Source organism: Mycobacterium sp. (genome assembly GCF_036490025.1).
Lineage (GTDB): Bacteria > Actinomycetota > Actinomycetes > Mycobacteriales > Mycobacteriaceae > Mycobacterium.
The window spans coordinates 43367-59580 of record NZ_DASXEP010000028.1 but is presented as its reverse complement, the minus strand read 5'-3'; the positions used below and the strand labels follow the sequence as shown (position 1 = coordinate 59580).

Genomic DNA, 16214 nt, shown 5'->3' with positions numbered 1-16214 from the left:
CGGCAGCGGTCCTCAGCTCGTCGGTGACCAGTAGCCCAGCATTTCGGCGAACGTGTCGAACGCCGGCGCGGAATTGCCGTAGGTGGCCTCGAAATGGACGCTCAGCGGATAGCCCAAGCCGACGACGCCGTCGATCACCCGCTTGTACAGATCGAGGATCAACTTGCGTCGTTGCGCCGGTTCGGTGTTCGCCAATGTCTTGACGAACGCCTGCTCCTCGGCGACGGCGGGGTTGCCCGGATCTTGGATGAGCCAGTTGATGAAACCGACCCTCTCTTCAACTTTCGGGACGAAGCCGAAGCCGAGCAGGATCTCCGGCCGATGGTCGGTCTTCTTGGCGAACTCGCTCAAAAACCCCACGATCGTATCGGAATACAGCAGCTGCGTCTGCGCGAACGTCGCACCCTGATCGCACTTGTAATTCAGCCGGCCCTCTTCGCCATCCCGGGTGGGGATCAGGATCACGCCGCGATTTTTCACCAGCTCACCAAAGATCGACAGGGCGTCGGTCGGCGCGACACCGGAACCCTCGCCGTCGGCCATGGTGCGCGGAACGCCGACAAACACGATGCCGTCGATCCCCGACCCGACCAGATCACGGAGCCGCTGACGCAAGGCGGGCTCATCCATGAAAGCGGTGACCTGGCTGCACAATCCGCGCACGCCGGGCAACTCCGGTTTGATGATCGACCAGAAATCCAGCACGTCGAGCTTCGGCTTCATCTCGATCGGTCGGTCGTCTTCTTCTGCTATCAAGCCCGGCATCATCACGTGCCCGATCCGGCCGCCGATGCCGGAATTCGCGGACAGCTGCAGCACCTTGTGGGCCTCGTCGACAGCTTGCTCCCGACCGCGATCCACATTGGGCGGCACCACCTCGAGCGCGATCGTGTTCAAAGTCAACGAGCTTCTCCTCATCCCCGCGTCCGGCCCGCGCCACGCACCACGACAGCATAGTGAGGCTGTCGAAGCCACAGCCCGGCGACGGCCGAGCGCACCGCCCGGGCGGGCCTGAGGAGGCAAAACCCGCTGGACAGCGCCGCGCCGAATAGACTTGGCGGGCCATGATCTCAAGGGACCGGGAAGAGGTGTCGCGCTGAGCGTAGAAGCAGCGGCAACCGTTGAGCTGGCCGAAGCCATCACCGACCAGTTGCGCAGGTACCTGCAAGGCCGCCGAACCGATGCCGCATACATCGGCGGCGACTACGACGCCCTCATTGCCGGCCTGCAGGGGTTCGTCCTCGGTGGCGGTAAGCGGCTACGCCCGGTCTTCGCCTACTGGGGCTGGCGGGCTGTGTCGAACAATGACGCCGACGCGCAGGTCCTGCTGTTGTTTTCGGCGCTCGAACTGTTGCATGCCTCGGCGCTGGTGCACGACGACGTCATCGACGACTCGGCGACTCGCCGCGGCCGGCCGACCACGCACATCCAGTTCGCCGGCTTGCATCGCGACCGTCAGTGGCGGGGCCCGGCGGGCCAATTCGGGGTCTCGGCGGCGATCCTGCTCGGAGATCTGGCGCTGGCGTGGGCCGACGACATCGTCGCGGGTGCCGATTTGCCGGACGATGCCCGGCACCGGGTGCGACGGATATGGGCCGACATCCGCACCGAGGTGCTCGGCGGTCAATACCTCGACATCGTGGCCGAGGCCAGCGCCGCCGAATCGATCGCTTCGGCGATGGCCGTCAACACCTATAAGACCGCCTCCTATACGGTCTCGCGTCCGCTGCAGCTGGGGGCCGCCGCCGCTGCCGACCGGCCCGACGTGCATGCGCTTTTCCACCAGGTCGGCAATCATCTGGGCGTCGCATTCCAGCTGCGCGACGACGTGCTGGGCATGTTCGGCGATCCGGCGGTGACCGGTAAGCCCTCCGGGGACGACCTGCGGTCCGGCAAGCGCACGGTGCTGCTGGCGACGGCGGTGGAGCTGGCCGACAAGTCAGATGCGCCCGCCGCCAAGCTGTTACGGGCCTCGGTCGGCACTGATCTCAGCGATACCGAGATACGCGAAGTGTGCGACGTGATCGAGCGGGTGGGGGCGCTGGCAGCGGTCGAGGGCCAGATCGACGCGCTGACCCGACGAGCGCTGGAATTGTTGGCTGATGGCCCCATCCACGCGGCCGCCAAGGCCGGGCTGGTCGAGCTCGCCAAACTAGCGGCAAACCGATCGGCCTGACACCCATGTCCATTCCGACGTCTGTCCCGGCATCGACTTCGGCTACCGTTGCATCCCAACCTTTTTCACGACTGCGTGAATTCGCCACCACCGACGAAGGCCGGCCGGCACTGCTCGGCTGCCTGGGTGCGGCGCTGGTCACCACAGGCGGACTTGGCGCGGGCAGCACCAAACAGCACGATCCGTTGCTGGAGTCGTTGCACTTGTCCTGGCTGCGCTTCGGGCATGGGTTGGTGCTGTCGACGGTGCTGCTGTGGATCGGCGTGACATTGATGCTGAGCGCGTGGCTGTGGCTGGGCCGGCGCGTACTTGCCGGCGAGGCAAGCGAATACACGATGGTGGCCACCACCGGATTCTGGCTGACGCCACTGCTGCTGTCGGTGCCCGTCTTCAGCCGCGACACCTACTCGTATCTGGCTCAGGGCGCACTGCTGCGCGACGGGCTGGATCCCTACGCGGTGGGGCCTATCGACAACCCGAATGCCCTGCTGGACAACGTCAGTCCGATCTGGACCATCACCACGGCTCCATACGGCCCGGCATTCATCATGATCGCCAAGTTGATAACGATGCTGATCGGCAATCACGTGATCGCCGGAACGATGCTGCTGCGGCTGTGCATGCTGCCCGGGCTGGCGTTGCTGATCTGGGCGACGCCGCGGGTGGCGCGGCATCTGGGCGCCAATGTGCCCACTGCGCTGTGGATCTGTGCCCTCAATCCCTTGGTGATCATCCATTTGATGGGTGGCGTGCACAACGAGATGTTGATGGTGGGCCTGATGATCGCGGGGATCGCCCTGACATTGGAGCGTCGTCAGGTCGCCGGCATCGCGCTGGTCGCGGTCGGGGTTGCGGTCAAGGCCACCGCCGCGATCGCGCTGCCATTCATGGTCTGGGTGTGGATGCGCCATCTGCGCGAGCGGCGCGGATACTCGCCGCCGCGCGCCTTCGCCACGGCCGCCGGCGCGTCGATGCTGATTTTCGTCGCCGTGTTCGCGGTGCTGTCCGGGTTGGCCGGTGTGGGCCTCGGCTGGCTGACCGCGCTGGCAGGTTCGGTGAAAATTATCAACTGGCTGAGCATTCCGACGGCGACGGCAAATCTGGTCCACACCATCGGCGGATTGTTCTTCTCGGTGAACTTCTACGCGGTGCTGCAAGTCACCCGCGCCGCGGGGATAGCGATCATCGCAGTGGCATTGCCGCTGCTGTGGTGGCGATTCCGTCACGACGACCGCGAAGCGCTCACCGGCATCGCCTGGGCGATGCTCGTCGTGGTGTTGTTCGCGCCCGCGGCGCTGCCCTGGTACTACTCCTGGCCGTTGGCGGTGGTGGCCCCACTCGCCCAGTCACGCCGCGCGGTCGCGGCGATCGCAGCATTCTCCACCTGGATCATGGTCATCTTCAAACCCGATGGTGCACATGGGATGTACTCATGGCCACACGTTCTACTGGCGACGTTGGTGGCATTGATCGCATGGCACACGTTGAATCGCGTTGAGGCGCCCGAGCAGAGCAGCCAGGCAGCCCGATCCGCTTGATACGGCGGTCAGTACGCCATGGCCTGGGCGCGGCGCAGCACTTCGCGCGCCTGGTGAGCGTGCAGTGCGTCGACTGGGCGGGCGTTGCTGATCGCGTCGCGCGATCCGTCCCGGGTCACGGTCAGCGACGGGTCGGGAGTGAACAGCCAGCGCACGATTTCGGTGTCCTGGTAGCCGCCGTCGCGCAAGACCACCAATAATCCCGGCAGGCTTTTGACGACTTCGCCGGCTCTCGTGAAGAAGATCTGCGGTACTACTACATCGCCCGCGCGCCGCACCGCGACAAGGTGGCCTTCCTTCAGATGTTGCTGCACTTTGGTGACCGGCACGCCCAGCAAATCGGCGACATCGCCAAGGTCGTAGATCGGTTCGTCGGGCTCCAGAACATCATCCCCGACCGCAATCCTGCTCACCGGATCAGTGTACGACCGCGTAGGCCGGCTGTTCCGGCTCGCTGCGTAAAGGTTTCAGGCGCAGTGCAGGCCGCCGCCTACGATGGGCCGGTGGCTGCAGCGGCGAGCGAAGACCTCCTGGAAGGTGCATTGCTGGACGGGCGCTACCGCGTCGCGACCAAGATCGCCACCGGCGGCACCTCGACGGTGTACCGCGGCATTGACACCCGGTTGGACCGGCCGGTCGCGCTGAAGGTGATGGATTCCCGCTACGCGGGCGACCAGCAGTTCCTGACCCGCTTTCGGCTGGAGGCCCGCACGGTGGCCCGGCTCAAGGACCCGGGTTTGGTCGCGGTCTACGACCAAGGCCTGGACGCGCGGCACCCGTTCCTGGTGATGGAGCTCGTCGAGGGCGGCACGCTGCGCGAGCTGCTGGCCGAGCGCGGTCCGATGCCGCCGCACGCAGTCGCGGCGGTGCTGCGCCCGGTACTGGGTGGGCTGGCCGCCGCGCATCGCGCCGGACTGGTGCACCGCGACGTCAAACCCGAGAACGTGTTGATCTCGGATGAGGGCGAGGTCAAGATCGTCGACTTCGGCTTGGTGCGGGCCGTCGCAGAGGCCGGGATCACTTCCACCAGCGTCATTCTCGGCACCGCCGCCTACCTGTCCCCCGAACAGGTCCGCGACGGAAATGCCAGCCCGCGCAGCGATGTCTACGCGGCCGGCATCGTCGCCTACGAGCTGCTGACCGGACAGACGCCGTTCTCCGGTGACTCGGCACTGTCGGTTGCATTCCAACGCCTGGACTCCGATGTCCCGCCGCCGGGCAGCGTGATCGACGGCGTTCCCGCACAATTCGACGAGTTGGTCGAGCGTGCGACTGAACGCGATTCCGCCGACCGTTACGCGGACGCCCAGGACATGGGCGCGGAACTGGACGCGATCGTCAACCAGCTGCAGCTGCCGGAATTTCGGGTGCCGTCGCCGCGCAACTCGGCTCAGCACCGCTCGGCCGCCCAACACCGCACCACCGATGAGCACCCGCCGCCGGGGCGAGCGCCGGTACATCAGCCGACGCGTCAGTTGGCCCGCAGGCCACCGGACCGGCCGGCCAGACCGGAGGCCCGAACCGATGTCGAATACCACCAGATATCAGGCCAATTCGCCGGAATCGACCTGATCGAGTTCGCCCTCGAACGCCAGCATGCGCGACGCATGGTGTGGATCTGGATAGCGATCGTGTTGTCGATCACCGGGATGATCGCCGCCGCCGCGTGGACCATCGGCAGCAATGTGAGCGGGCTGGTCTAGTCGCGCAACATCTCGGCGACCAGGAACGCCAGCTCCAAAGACTGCTGGGTGTTCAGCCTTGGATCGCACGCCGTTTCGTAACGTCCGCTCAGATCGGTATCCGAAATGTCTTGCGCGCCACCGAGACATTCGGTGACGTTCTCGCCGGTGATCTCGACGTGGATGCCACCGGGGTAGGTGTCCAACGCCCGGTGCACCTCGAAGAAACCCTGCACCTCATCGACGATGCGGTCGAAGTGCCGCGTCTTGTAGCCGTTGGACGACTCGTGGGTGTTGCCGTGCATCGGATCGCACTGCCAGATCACCTTGTGACCGGTGGCCTGTACCTTCTCGATGATCGGCGGCAGCAGGTCGCGGACCTTGTTGTTGCCCATCCGGCTGACCAGCGTCAGCCGGCCCGGCTTGTTGTGCGGGTCGAGGCGTTCGACGTATTCGACGGCCTGCTCCGGTGTGGTCGTAGGCCCAATCTTGACGCCGATCGGGTTGGCGATCACCTCGGCGAAGGCGATGTGCGCGCCGTCGAGTTGCCGGGTGCGGTCCCCGATCCACAGGTAGTGCGCCGACAGGTCGTACAGCTGCGGCTCGCCATCCTCCTGGTCGGACAGCCGCAACATGGCACGCTCGTAGTCGAGCACCAAAGCCTCGTGGCTGGCGTAGATTTCGGCCGTTTGCAAGTTGCGGTCGGCCACCCCGCAAGCGCTCATGAACTTGAGCCCGCGGTCGATCTCGGAGGCCAACGCCTCATAACGCGCGCCGGCCGGCGAGGTGCGCACGAATTCCCGGTTCCAGTCGTGCACCAGATGCAGCGACGCCAGCCCCGACGAGGTCAACGCGCGCACCAGGTTCATCGCCGCGCCCGCGTTGGCGTAAGCCCGCACCAGCCGCGACGGATCATGCTCGCGTACCGCGGCGTCCGGGGCGAATCCGTTGATCATGTCGCCGCGGTAGGAACGCAGCCCCAGCGCGTCGAGGTCGACCGAACGGGGCTTGGCGTACTGCCCGGCGATGCGGGCCACCTTGAGCACCGGCACGCTGGCGCCGTAGGTCAGCACCACCGCCATCTGCAGCAAGGTGCGGATATTGCCCTTGATGTGTGGCTCGGTGTTGTCCGCGAAGGTCTCCGCGCAGTCGCCGCCCTGCAGCATGAACGCCTCGCCCCTGGCAACCTGGGCCAGCACCTCCTGCAGCCGCACGATTTCCGACGGCACGGTCACCGGTGGCACGGCCTCCAGCAGCGTCCGCACCGGCTCGACCTGCTCGCGCGTCCAACTCGGCTGTTGCGCAGCAGGCTTGGCCAGCGCGGCGTCCAGCCGGGCCCGCAGATCCGCCGGCAGCGGCGGCAGCGACGGCAGCTGCTCAATCGGTACGTCAACGGTCCAGTTCACCCATCTATGGTAACCGGGCAGCGCACGCCCCCAATCACGCCACGATCAGGGCCGATGCGAACGGACCGGCTAGCGTTCCTCGTCGTCGGCCGTGATCACCTGGTATCGCTGTAGCTGGTCTCGGGCGTCCACCAGCGCATCGTGCACATTGGTCGACCGGCGCGGCAGCCGCGGCCGTCCGCGCTCCTCCCACAACTGGCGGAGCTCGTGGGTGAATCGCGGTATCGGCGGCGGCAGATGGGTCATCGGGCCCCACAGCTGGCACAGCGCCACGTGGTCGTAGGCGCCGACCCAGGCCCACAGTTCGATCGGCTCGGACCCGTCGATGTCGAAGAACGTCTCCAGGTCCGAACGGATCCGGGAACGTGGGCGCCACAGCTGCGAGGCCGGCGGCGGTAGTTTGGGCAGCACATTGGCGCGCACCCAGCTTCCGGCCCGCTCGGGGTTGAATTCGGTTGATACTGCGTAGTATTCACGGCCGTCCTGCGCGACAACTCCGATCGAGATCAGCTCGATGGTGCGGCCGTCGTCGATGAACTCGGTGTCGTAGAAATACCGCACCGCCGGTTACCCGACACCGGCGCCACTGGCGAACACGCTGGGCACCGACTCCGGCGGCGGCGCTGGATGCACTTCGCGGTCCAGCTGCGCATCGACCATCCGCCCCGAGGGGAGCCGCGGCGTACCGGCGATCGCGTACTGCAGCCACAGCTTGACATGCACGACCGGCCGGCGCAGGTTCCGCTCGCGCCCCAGCGCGCGGCTCATTTTGTCCAGCCGGCGCATGTAGAGGTAGCGGGCCCACGGAGCCTGTGGGCGCGACAGCCGGATCGCCCCGATGACCAGCAGCGGGACGAAGAACATGCCGATCAGGCCGGTCCACACCTTGCCTTTGAGCACAACGAGCACCGCCAGCGGCAACGTCAGCACGATCGCCAAGACCACACCGGCCCGTAACACCATCGAGTGGGTGGTGTCGTGCCACAGGCTGATGAAGAACATCAGCGGATGCAATCCCAGGACCAGGAGTCCACCCACCGCGACCGCGGCAAACACCGCGTCGACAGAGGTCCGCCCGTCTTCCTCCCAATAGACGTCGGACAAATGCAGGATCAACGCGTACTCGTCGAGCACGAGCGCGGCCCCGATGCCGAAAATGATTGCGATAGCAGTGAATTCGGGTTCGTTTCCGTTGACGGACAATGACACCAACGTGATGCCGGAGATCATCACCATGACGACGCCGATCACCACGTGGTGGATGTGCTTGGACCCGATGCGGATATTGCGGGGCTCCCACCACCGGGGCGGCCTACCGGCCGCCGCGCGACGGCGGATCAGGCGCACAAAGGTGCGGGCCACAAAGAACGTGACGATAAAGGCGACCAGACAGCACAGCAGCGGCAGCCGACCGCGACCGATGATGTCGTGTTCGAACCAGTGCAGCACCCTAGAAAAGCTACGCCCACTTCGGGCTCACGGCCGTCCGCGACACCGGCGCACCCGCTCGCACCGATAGGCTGGTCACCGAGATGAGTAGATGGGGCTCGCCCGACGCGGGCAGTTCGCGTGGGGCAGTGGCCCCTGCTTCTGAGGGAGCGCAGCCGAATATCTGGCGAAACGTCGGGTGGTCGCTGCTTCAGGTGCTGGCCCTGGCGGCGCTGGGCTACGCCGTGTGGCGGCTGATCGGGCGCACCCCGTACCGCATCGATATCGACGTCTACCGGATGGGCGGCCAGGCCTGGCTGGACGACCACCCGTTGTACAGCCACGATGCGAAGTTCCACACCCCGATCGGCTTGAATCTGCCGTTCACCTATCCCCCGTTGGCTGCTGTCATTTTCTGTCCTTTTGCCTGGTTGGGGATGCCGGCTGCCAGCGTCGCCATCACGCTGATCACCCTGGCGCTGCTGTTCGTCGCCGTGATGATCGTGCTGACCCGACTCGATGTGTGGAACACCACGCGTATGGTGCCGGGACCGGCGTGGCTGCGCCGTTGGTGGTTGTCCGCGCTCATTGTGGCGGCGGCGGCGATCTGGCTGGAACCGATCAAGGCGAATTTCGCCTTCGGCCAGATCAACGTCGTGCTGATGACGCTGGTGATCGCTGACTGCGTGCCGCGTCGCACGCCGTGGCCGCGTGGCGTGCTGCTGGGCCTGGGCATCGCGCTCAAGCTCACTCCGGCGGTGTTCCTGCTGTACTTCCTGCTCCGCCGTGACCGCCGCGCCGTGATCACCTCGCTGGCGTCCGTCGCGGCTGCCACCCTGGCCGGGTTCGCGCTGGCCTGGCACGATTCCTGGGAGTACTGGACCGACACCGTGCGTAATACCGATCGGATCGGCTCAGCAAGCCTGAACACCAACCAGAACGTGGCCGGCACGCTGGCGCGGCTGAGCCTCGACGACCACCAACGTTTCCTGCCGTGGGTGGCGGCCTGCTTTGTTGTGCTGGCGCTGACGGTCTGGGCGGCATGCCGGGTGCTGCGAGCCGGCGAACCCACGCTGGCGGTGATCTGTATTGCGCTGTTCGGGCTGGTGGTTTCGCCGGTGTCATGGTCACACCATTGGGTGTGGATGCTGCCGACGGTGGTGGTCACCGCGGTGCTTGCCTGGCGGCGGCGTAACGCGGCGCTGGCACTGGTCAGCGCCGCCGGCGTGGCCGTGATGGTGTGGTCGCCGATCGATCTGATGCCCAAGCACCACGAGGTAACCGCGGCGCTGTGGCGTCAGCTCGCCGGGGTGTCCTATCTGTGGTGGGCGCTGGCGACGCTGGTCGCCGCCGGGGCCACCGTCGCCGTCAGCGCAGCCACCGCGCCGCGGCCATCGGCTGCGCCGGAGCCGGCGACCGCCCTCAGCTGATCGGCTAGCCTGCCGCCGTCTGCGGAATTCGAGACGAAGGTTGCTGCTCCGGCGTCTCCGACTCGCTGCCGTTCTTGACGGTCGCCGCGTAGATGTCGACGTATTCCTGGTCGGACAGCCCCATCAGCTCGTAGATCACCTCGTCGATGACGGCGCGTTCGATGAAGCGGTTGCCTGCCAAACCGTCGAACCGGGAGAAATCCATCGGCTTGCCGAAGCGGACGGTGACCCGTCCGAACCGCAACATCGTCGTGCCCGGCGGGTTGACGACGTTGGTGCCGATCATCGCGACCGGAATCACCGGGACGCCAGTCTGCAGCGCCAGGCGGGCCAACCCGGTTTTGCCCTTGTAGAGCCGGCCGTCAGGCGAGCGGGTGCCTTCGGGATACATACCGAGCAACTTGCCTTCGCCCAGAACCCGCTCGGCGGTGACCAGTGCGGCCTGAGCTGAGTCGGCGTTACTGCGATCGATGGGCACCTGGCCGACGGCAGTGAAGAACCAACGTCTGAACCAGCCCTTGATCCCCGTCCCGGTGAAGTATTCCGATTTCGCCAGGAACGTGATCCGGCGCCGCACCACCAACGGCAGATAGAAGCTGTCCATGACCGCTAAGTGATTGCTGGCCAAGATCACCGGGCCGGATTGCGGGACATATTCCAGTCCTTCGACTTTCGGCCGGCCGAGCAGAGTGAGCAGCGGACCAAGGAGGATGTACTTGAAAAGCCAGTACCACATGGCAGCACCCTCCTACTCAGCCGCGCCAACAGTGTTAAGCGCCAAGAGTACCGACCGAGTGTGTGTGGGACCACATCAGACTGACGACTTCCTGACATCTTCCACGCCGACTCGATCGTTGTCAGCCGCACTTACTCGTCGACGGTGACACTGATGGGCTGGTAGCGACTCGGCGGGGCGGGCGCGTCTGCACCCTCGGGTTGCACACCGCCGCCCGGCGGCGGGTCCGGCGGCGTCGCCGGCCGGTCGACTTGGTCGACGATGGCCCGAATCACCGCCAGCAGCGCGACGCTGTGCTCGGCGACGACGGTCAGCAGCGGATGTTCGTCGCCGCTGACCACCGCGGCCAGCGCGCAGACCGGACACCACACCTGCTGACATTTGCCGGTGCCCGCGCCTTCGCCGACCGCCCGCGCGGCCGCCAATCTGACTGCGGGATCGATCTGGTCGAGGATTTTCTGCGCGAGTCGGCGTAATTCCGGTCCGATGTCGGGATGCACGCCGCTCATCTGCGCCGCTCCTCAGCATCGCTTCGCTCTGCATCGTCGCCGGCGCGGGTCACCTCGGCCACACCTCCGGATCAGGTTGAAAACGCACCGTCAATTCGCTGCCGCGAAGATGCGCGTCCACTACCGTGCATCGCCGCAGGACGGACGCCAGCCGAACCCTGCGACGCATCCCACCGGCGCCGACGATCAGGTCGTCGCCGACCCGGCCCAGGCTAAGCGCGCCGGAATCGATCTGCGGCAACTCTAGCCGCAATCGGTAGACCGACTGCAGTCCCGAACCTGATTCCAGGTCCACGACGGGATGCAACGGACCGGGCGGCGCCGACCCGTCCCGGCGGCGCGCGCTGTCCAACAGCTCCGCCAGCGCTTTGGCACCGATCGGCTCACCGGCCAGATGCGGGGTGAGGACCAGTGCCACGTCGCCGATCGCGGCATCCAATTCGTCCAGCACCGTTCGCTGTTCGCTGATTCGTTCCGAGTACCAGTCGAAGGCCGGATGCGCCGGCAGATTGCGGTACTCGTACGAATCATCTTGCATCAGAATCTGGTTGACGATTAGTTCCTCGACGCGCACACCCATCAATGCCAGTGAGCCCAGCGTCCGGATTGCCTCGGCCGCCACCACCCGCTCCGCGGTGAGGACCAGATGCGCACCGACCAGCGTTCCATCGGTCAGCAGCGCGCTGAGTTTGTCGACACTGTCGCTGATGCGTTCCAACAGCTGCACCACCGCGGCCGAACGCACGTCGTCGGTGCCGGTGGAAAGCCGGCGATGGCGTGGCCATGCGCGCTCCACGTAGAGCGAGAACGTGGCCGGCAAGGTCAGCATCCGCAGTGCGTCGGCGGTCGAAGCGCAGTCGACCACGATGTGGTCCCATTGCCCGCACCGAGCCAGCTCGCCGACCTCATGCAGGCCGAGCACTTCTTGAACGCCCGGCAGCGCCGAAAGTTCTTCGGGCGCAATCTCACCCAGCTCCGATTCCGGGAAGCGACGCCCGAGCGTGTCGACCACCGTGCACCAGCGCGCTTCGAGCAGCGCCAGGGTGTCCATTGCCAACGCGTCCAGGAAGCCGCCGCCGACGTCAGCCGACCCCATTTCAAGATCGGCCATCACCCGCACGGCGTCGCGCTGACCGGTCGGCGCGACCGCGACGCCGAGCACGTCGCCCAGCGAGTGCGCTTGGTCGGTGGATACCAGTAGCACCCGCTGACCGGCGCGCGCTTCATGAACGGCTGTCGCGGCCGCCAATGTGGACTTGCCTACCCCACCCTTGCCGACGAAAAGACTGATCCGAGATGAGCAGGGCGCTACCGATTCACCCAGACTCACTCAGCCTCGACCCGTTTCTTCAGATCCTTCAACGCCGTGTCGGTCAGCCTTCGTTCCGCTTTCCGCTTGAGCAGACCTATCATCGGAATCGCCAGATCGACTGTGAGCTCATATGTCACTTCGGTACCGGATCCCTTGGGCGCCAATCGATATACGCCATCCAGGGACTTGAGCAACGAGCTGGAAACCAGCGACCAGCTCACCGACTTGCGGTCCTTCGGCCACTTGTAGGACAGCACCAGGGTGTCTTTGAGGACGCTGGTGTCCAGCACCAGCCGGGCCACCTTCGGATTGCCGGCGGAGTCGGCTTCGAGGACTTCGGCCTCCTTGTATTCCGACACCCAATCGGGATAGGAACCGATGTCGCCGATCACGTCCATGACCGTGTTGGGGTCCGCGTCGATGTAGATCGTCTGGGCCGTCTTCTCCGCCACTTGGTCGCTTCCTTCTTCGCGCTGCGCGGGCTGGGCTCCGCTGCCCGCCGGGTATGTCAGGGTGGTCCGGGCGCTAGCCTCGGCCCACGGCAGAAACGGTACTCCCCGACAGATCTCAGGCCTGGTCAAGCACCGGGGAAACCCCGACCGGACGGGAGCGCTCCAGCGTCGTCTTCACTTCGAAGGCCATTTTCTTGCCCGCGACCCGGCGCCGATGCGTCACTTTAGCGAGATTCAGCTTGGCCCGTTGAGCGGCCGCGACCCCGGATGGCTCGGCATGCACGAAGTAGTGCAGCAGCGCGCCGTCCAGCATGGGCTCCAGCCAAATCTCCATCGTGCCGGTCAGCGGTCCCGTCACCGCCCACCGAACTCCCAGCGGCCCGCGATCTTCGGTGACCTCCAGTTGCAGGTCGGGCCACCATCGACGCCAGTTGGACGGGTCGCCCACGGTGGCACCGACGCGCGCCGGGTCGGCGGCGACGAACGTCTCGTCGGCAATCTGAACGCTGTGCACGGCGACTAGCTTCACATACAGCGCTCCCGGCGGCACCAGATAGGCTGAATCCTGGTCGCCTGGAATCACTGAAGCGAGGTCAGAAGAGTGCGTGAATTGAGTGTTCCCGCGCCGTTCACGGTTGGCGAGCACGACAACATCGTTGCCACCGTCTTCGAGCACGAGCGCAACGACCCCGACGCAGTGATCTTCCAACGCCTGGTCGAAGGGACCTGGACCGATGTGACATGCGCCGCCGCGGCAGCCCAAATCCGTTCGGCTGCTTTGGGTTTGATCGCAGAAGGGGTTCGGCCCGGCGATCGGGTGGCCATCTTTTCGGCCACTCGCTACGAGTGGGCGATTCTCGACCAGGCGATCCTCGCGGTCGGCGGGGTCACCGTCCCTATCTACGAGACGTCGTCGGCCGAGCAGGTGCGCTGGATGCTGACCGACTCGGGCGCGGTGCTGGCGTTCGCCGAAACCGACGCCCACGCGACGATGGTCGGCGAGCTGGCCAGTGAGCTGCCCGACCTGCGGCGGGTCCTGCACATCGACGGTTCGGGCCCCAAAGCGCTCGAGCAACTCGGGCAGGACGGCGCATCGGTCGACCCGGCCGAGCTCACCGCTCGTGTCGAGGCCCTGCGCAGCGAGGACCCGGCAACGTTGATCTACACCTCGGGCACCACCGGTCGGCCGAAGGGCTGCCAGCTGACTCACGCCAACTTGGTCTCCGAGACCCGTGGCACCAAGGAGGTGCTGCCGTCGCTGCTGGCCAAGGGTCAGCGGCTGCTGGTGTTTCTGCCGCTGGCACACGTGCTGGCCCGCGCGCTGACGCTGTGCGCGTTCCACAACAAGGTCATCGTCGGATTCACCAGCGACATCAAGAATCTGGTGCCGATGTTCGCGGTGTTCAAGCCGACTGTCGTGGTGTCGGTGCCGCGGGTGTTCGAGAAGGTGTACAACACCGCCGCGCAGAACGCCGCCAACGACGGCAAGGGCCGCATCTTCGAGATCGCCGCGCAGACCGCCGTCGACTGGAGCGAAGCGTCCGACCGCGGCGGCCCGGGTCTGCTGCTGCGGGCCAAACATGCACTGTTCGACCGGCTGGTCTATCACAAGCTGCGCGCCGCGCTGGGTGGTGATTGCCATGCATCGGTTTCCGGCGGCGCGCCGCTGGGGGCCAGGCTGGGTCACTTCTACCGCGGCGTCGGTTTGACCGTCTACGAAGGCTACGGGCTGACCGAGACAAGCGCGGCGATAACGGTCAACCAGCTCGACGCCCTGAAGATCGGCACGGTCGGAAAGTTGGTGCCGGGCAACAGCATGCGCATCGCCGATGACGGCGAGCTGTTGCTGCGCGGCGGCGTGGTCTTCCACGGCTATTGGCACAACGACCAGGCTACCGCCGAGGCCTTCGAGGACGGCTGGTTCAAGACCGGCGACTTGGGCGCGGTCGACGAGGATGGGTTCTTGACGATCACCGGTCGCAAGAAGGAAATCATCGTCACCGCCGGCGGAAAGAATGTCGCCCCAGCCGTTTTGGAAGACCAGTTGCGGGCGCACCCGCTGATCAGCCAGGCGATGGTCGTCGGGGATGCCCGGCCGTTCGTTGGTGCCCTGATCACCATCGACCCCGAGGCCATCGAGGGCTGGAAGCAGCGCAACAGCAAGCCCGCCGACTCCACGGTGGGCGATCTGGTCAACGACCCCGACCTGCTCACCGAGGTGGATGCGGCCGTCAAGCAAGCCAATCTGTCTGTGTCGCATGCAGAATCGATTCGTAAGTTCCGCATCCTGCCAGTCGACTTCACCGAGGACACCGGCGAGCTGACTCCGACGATGAAGGTGAAGCGCACGGTGGTTGCCGAGAAGTTCGCCGATGACATCGACGCGATCTACGCCAAGGATTAGCCGCGCATCAGGCCGGACAGCCGCCCGGCCAGATCGTTCCACCGCCATTGCGCGGTGACCCACTCCCGGCCGGCGGCGCCCATCGCGGCGGCACGAGCCGGGTCGGCGAGCAGTTCGCTGACGGCGTCGGCGATCTGCTGCACCGAACGACCGTCGACCACTATTCCAGTCTTGTTGTCCCGCACGGTTTCCGGCGCTCCACCCGAGGATCCGGCGATGACCGGCACCCCGGTGGAGGACGCTTCCAGGAAGACGATGCCCAGCCCTTCCACATCCAGCCCTGCGCCACGAGTGCGACACGGCATGGCGAACACGTCTGCCATCGCGTGGTAGCCGGGCAGGTCGGCGGACGGCACGCCGCCGGTGAACGTGACGTGATCGCTGACGCCGAAGCGCCCGGCCAATCCGCGCAGGGTGTCCAGATAGGGACCCCCGCCGGCGATGACCAGTGCTGCCCCGTCGACCCGCTGCCGGATTGCCGGCAGCGCCCGGATCAGCATGTCCTGGCCCTTGCGCGGCACCAATCGGGACAGACACACCACCGTGGGCCGCTGGCCCAGACCGTAGCGGGCGCGCAACTCGGCGCGGCTCCCCGGATCGGGACGGAACCGCTCGGTGTCGACGCCGGGCGGCAGGTGCTCCAACCGGGCTTGCGGACCGAACGCCGACGCGAAACGGCCTCGCGTATAGCGGCTGACGAACGTGACGACGTCGCTGTCCTCGCCGATGCGATGCAGCACCGAGCGTGCGACCGGAAGCATCGACCAGCCCACCTCGTGACCGTGCGTGCTTGCCAGCACCCGGTTGGCGCCGGCTTGACGGGCGCGCTGGGCCAGCAGGCCCAACGGCGCGGCGGCGCCGAACCAGACGGTGTCGATGCCGTGCTCCGCGATCAGCCGTCGCATCCGGGAGTCGACGCCTGCGCCGGGCAACATCAGCGTCCCGGGGTGGCGCACCACATGATAACCGGCGGCACGCGCATCGAAGGCCTGGGCGTCTTTCCATTGCGGCGCGTACACCGTCAGCGTGTGCTCCCCGGTGGCGGCCAGCCGGGTTACCAATTCCACAAGATAGGACTGGATGCCGCCGCGTCGAGGCGGAAAGTCGTTGGTTACCAGCAGGACCCGGGACACCTACGCAG

Annotated in this window: 16 protein-coding genes; 5 read left to right on the top strand and 11 right to left on the bottom strand. The window is 66.2% G+C overall.

The features are described 5' to 3' along the window. Positions 1–12 precede the first annotated feature (12 nt). On the bottom strand, positions 13–903 hold the full coding sequence (locus VGG53_RS03360) for a mycobacterial-type methylenetetrahydrofolate reductase (protein WP_331516570.1): 891 nt from the start codon (positions 901–903) through the stop codon (positions 13–15). Between the two features lie 223 nt (positions 904–1126). Here VGG53_RS03360 and idsA2 point away from each other — a divergent pair, with 223 nt between their 5' ends. Both idsA2 and VGG53_RS03350 read left to right on the top strand, forming a co-directional pair. Further along, positions 1127–2176, top strand: a complete 1050-nt coding sequence (idsA2, locus tag VGG53_RS03355) for a bifunctional (2E,6E)-farnesyl/geranyl diphosphate synthase (RefSeq protein ID WP_331516609.1) — start codon at positions 1127–1129, stop codon at positions 2174–2176. A 5-nt stretch (positions 2177–2181) separates the two neighbouring features. Next, positions 2182–3714 carry an alpha-(1->6)-mannopyranosyltransferase A gene (locus tag VGG53_RS03350; protein ID WP_331516569.1) on the top strand — a complete coding sequence of 511 codons (1533 nt, stop codon included), beginning with the start codon at positions 2182–2184 and terminating at the stop codon, positions 3712–3714. An 8-nt stretch (positions 3715–3722) separates the two neighbouring features. On the opposite strand, the gene VGG53_RS03345 is transcribed toward VGG53_RS03350, so the two are convergent. Next, positions 3723–4127, bottom strand: a complete 405-nt coding sequence (locus VGG53_RS03345) for an Rv2175c family DNA-binding protein (RefSeq protein WP_331516568.1) — start codon at positions 4125–4127, stop codon at positions 3723–3725. Between the two features lie 117 nt (positions 4128–4244). Here VGG53_RS03345 and VGG53_RS03340 point away from each other — a divergent pair, with 117 nt between their 5' ends. After that, on the top strand, positions 4245–5417 hold the full coding sequence (locus tag VGG53_RS03340) for a protein kinase domain-containing protein (RefSeq protein ID WP_331516608.1): 1173 nt from the start codon (positions 4245–4247) through the stop codon (positions 5415–5417). Here the strand turns inward: VGG53_RS03340 and VGG53_RS03335 are convergent. The 3 genes from VGG53_RS03335 to VGG53_RS03325 all read right to left on the bottom strand — a co-directional run bounded on the left by VGG53_RS03335 (position 5414) and on the right by VGG53_RS03325 (position 8251). Continuing rightward, positions 5414–6802, bottom strand: coding sequence for a class II 3-deoxy-7-phosphoheptulonate synthase (locus tag VGG53_RS03335; RefSeq protein WP_331516567.1), 1389 nt, complete (start codon positions 6800–6802; stop codon positions 5414–5416). The two genes, VGG53_RS03340 and VGG53_RS03335, sit on opposite strands and share 4 nt — an antisense overlap. A gap of 69 nt (positions 6803–6871) precedes the next feature. After that, positions 6872–7363, bottom strand: coding sequence for a polyadenylate-specific 3'-exoribonuclease AS (locus tag VGG53_RS03330; protein WP_331516566.1), 492 nt, complete (start codon positions 7361–7363; stop codon positions 6872–6874). A 6-nt stretch (positions 7364–7369) separates the two neighbouring features. Next, positions 7370–8251 (bottom strand): hypothetical protein, encoded by an 882-nt coding sequence (locus VGG53_RS03325; protein ID WP_331516565.1) that lies wholly within the window; start codon positions 8249–8251, stop codon positions 7370–7372. A gap of 83 nt (positions 8252–8334) precedes the next feature. Here VGG53_RS03325 and VGG53_RS03320 point away from each other — a divergent pair, with 83 nt between their 5' ends. Continuing rightward, positions 8335–9660: a glycosyltransferase 87 family protein gene (locus VGG53_RS03320; RefSeq protein ID WP_331516564.1), complete on the top strand. Its 1326-nt coding sequence runs from the start codon at positions 8335–8337 to the stop codon at positions 9658–9660. A gap of 4 nt (positions 9661–9664) precedes the next feature. On the opposite strand, the gene VGG53_RS03315 is transcribed toward VGG53_RS03320, so the two are convergent. From VGG53_RS03315 to VGG53_RS03295, 5 genes are all read right to left on the bottom strand, one after another. Then, complete coding sequence (locus VGG53_RS03315) at positions 9665–10396, bottom strand: lysophospholipid acyltransferase family protein (RefSeq protein ID WP_331516563.1); 732 nt, start codon at positions 10394–10396, stop codon at positions 9665–9667. Positions 10397–10527: 131 nt separating this feature from the next. Beyond that, positions 10528–10905, bottom strand: coding sequence for a hypothetical protein (locus VGG53_RS03310; RefSeq protein WP_331516562.1), 378 nt, complete (start codon positions 10903–10905; stop codon positions 10528–10530). Positions 10906–10954: 49 nt separating this feature from the next. After that, entirely contained in the window at positions 10955–12235 is a 1281-nt protein-coding gene (locus VGG53_RS03305; protein WP_331516561.1) for an ArsA family ATPase, read from the bottom strand. Then, positions 12232–12669: an SRPBCC family protein gene (locus tag VGG53_RS03300; protein WP_331516560.1), complete on the bottom strand. Its 438-nt coding sequence runs from the start codon at positions 12667–12669 to the stop codon at positions 12232–12234. Before VGG53_RS03300 ends, VGG53_RS03305 begins: the two co-directional genes overlap by 4 nt. A 115-nt stretch (positions 12670–12784) precedes the next feature. Next, on the bottom strand, positions 12785–13183 hold the full coding sequence (locus tag VGG53_RS03295; protein WP_331516607.1) for a polyketide cyclase / dehydrase and lipid transport: 399 nt from the start codon (positions 13181–13183) through the stop codon (positions 12785–12787). 87 nt (positions 13184–13270) lie between these two features. On the opposite strand from VGG53_RS03295, the gene VGG53_RS03290 reads away from it, so the two are divergent. Then, complete coding sequence (locus VGG53_RS03290; RefSeq protein ID WP_331516559.1) at positions 13271–15073, top strand: long-chain fatty acid--CoA ligase; 1803 nt, start codon at positions 13271–13273, stop codon at positions 15071–15073. Here VGG53_RS03290 and VGG53_RS03285 read toward each other — a convergent pair. After that, complete coding sequence (locus VGG53_RS03285) at positions 15070–16206, bottom strand: glycosyltransferase family 4 protein (RefSeq protein ID WP_331516558.1); 1137 nt, start codon at positions 16204–16206, stop codon at positions 15070–15072. The genes VGG53_RS03290 and VGG53_RS03285 overlap by 4 nt on opposite strands. Positions 16207–16214: the final 8 nt, after the last annotated feature.

Excerpts from the sequence above, each read along its gene's own strand:
- VGG53_RS03350 (WP_331516569.1), top strand. The coding sequence starts at position 2,182 with ATGTCCATTCCGACGTCTGTCCCGGCATCGACTTCGGCTACCGTTGCA.
- VGG53_RS03320 (WP_331516564.1), top strand. The coding sequence starts at position 8,335 with ATGAGTAGATGGGGCTCGCCCGACGCGGGCAGTTCGCGTGGGGCAGTG.
- VGG53_RS03315 (WP_331516563.1), bottom strand. The coding sequence starts at position 10,396 with ATGTGGTACTGGCTTTTCAAGTACATCCTCCTTGGTCCGCTGCTCACT.
- VGG53_RS03310 (WP_331516562.1), bottom strand. The coding sequence starts at position 10,905 with ATGAGCGGCGTGCATCCCGACATCGGACCGGAATTACGCCGACTCGCG.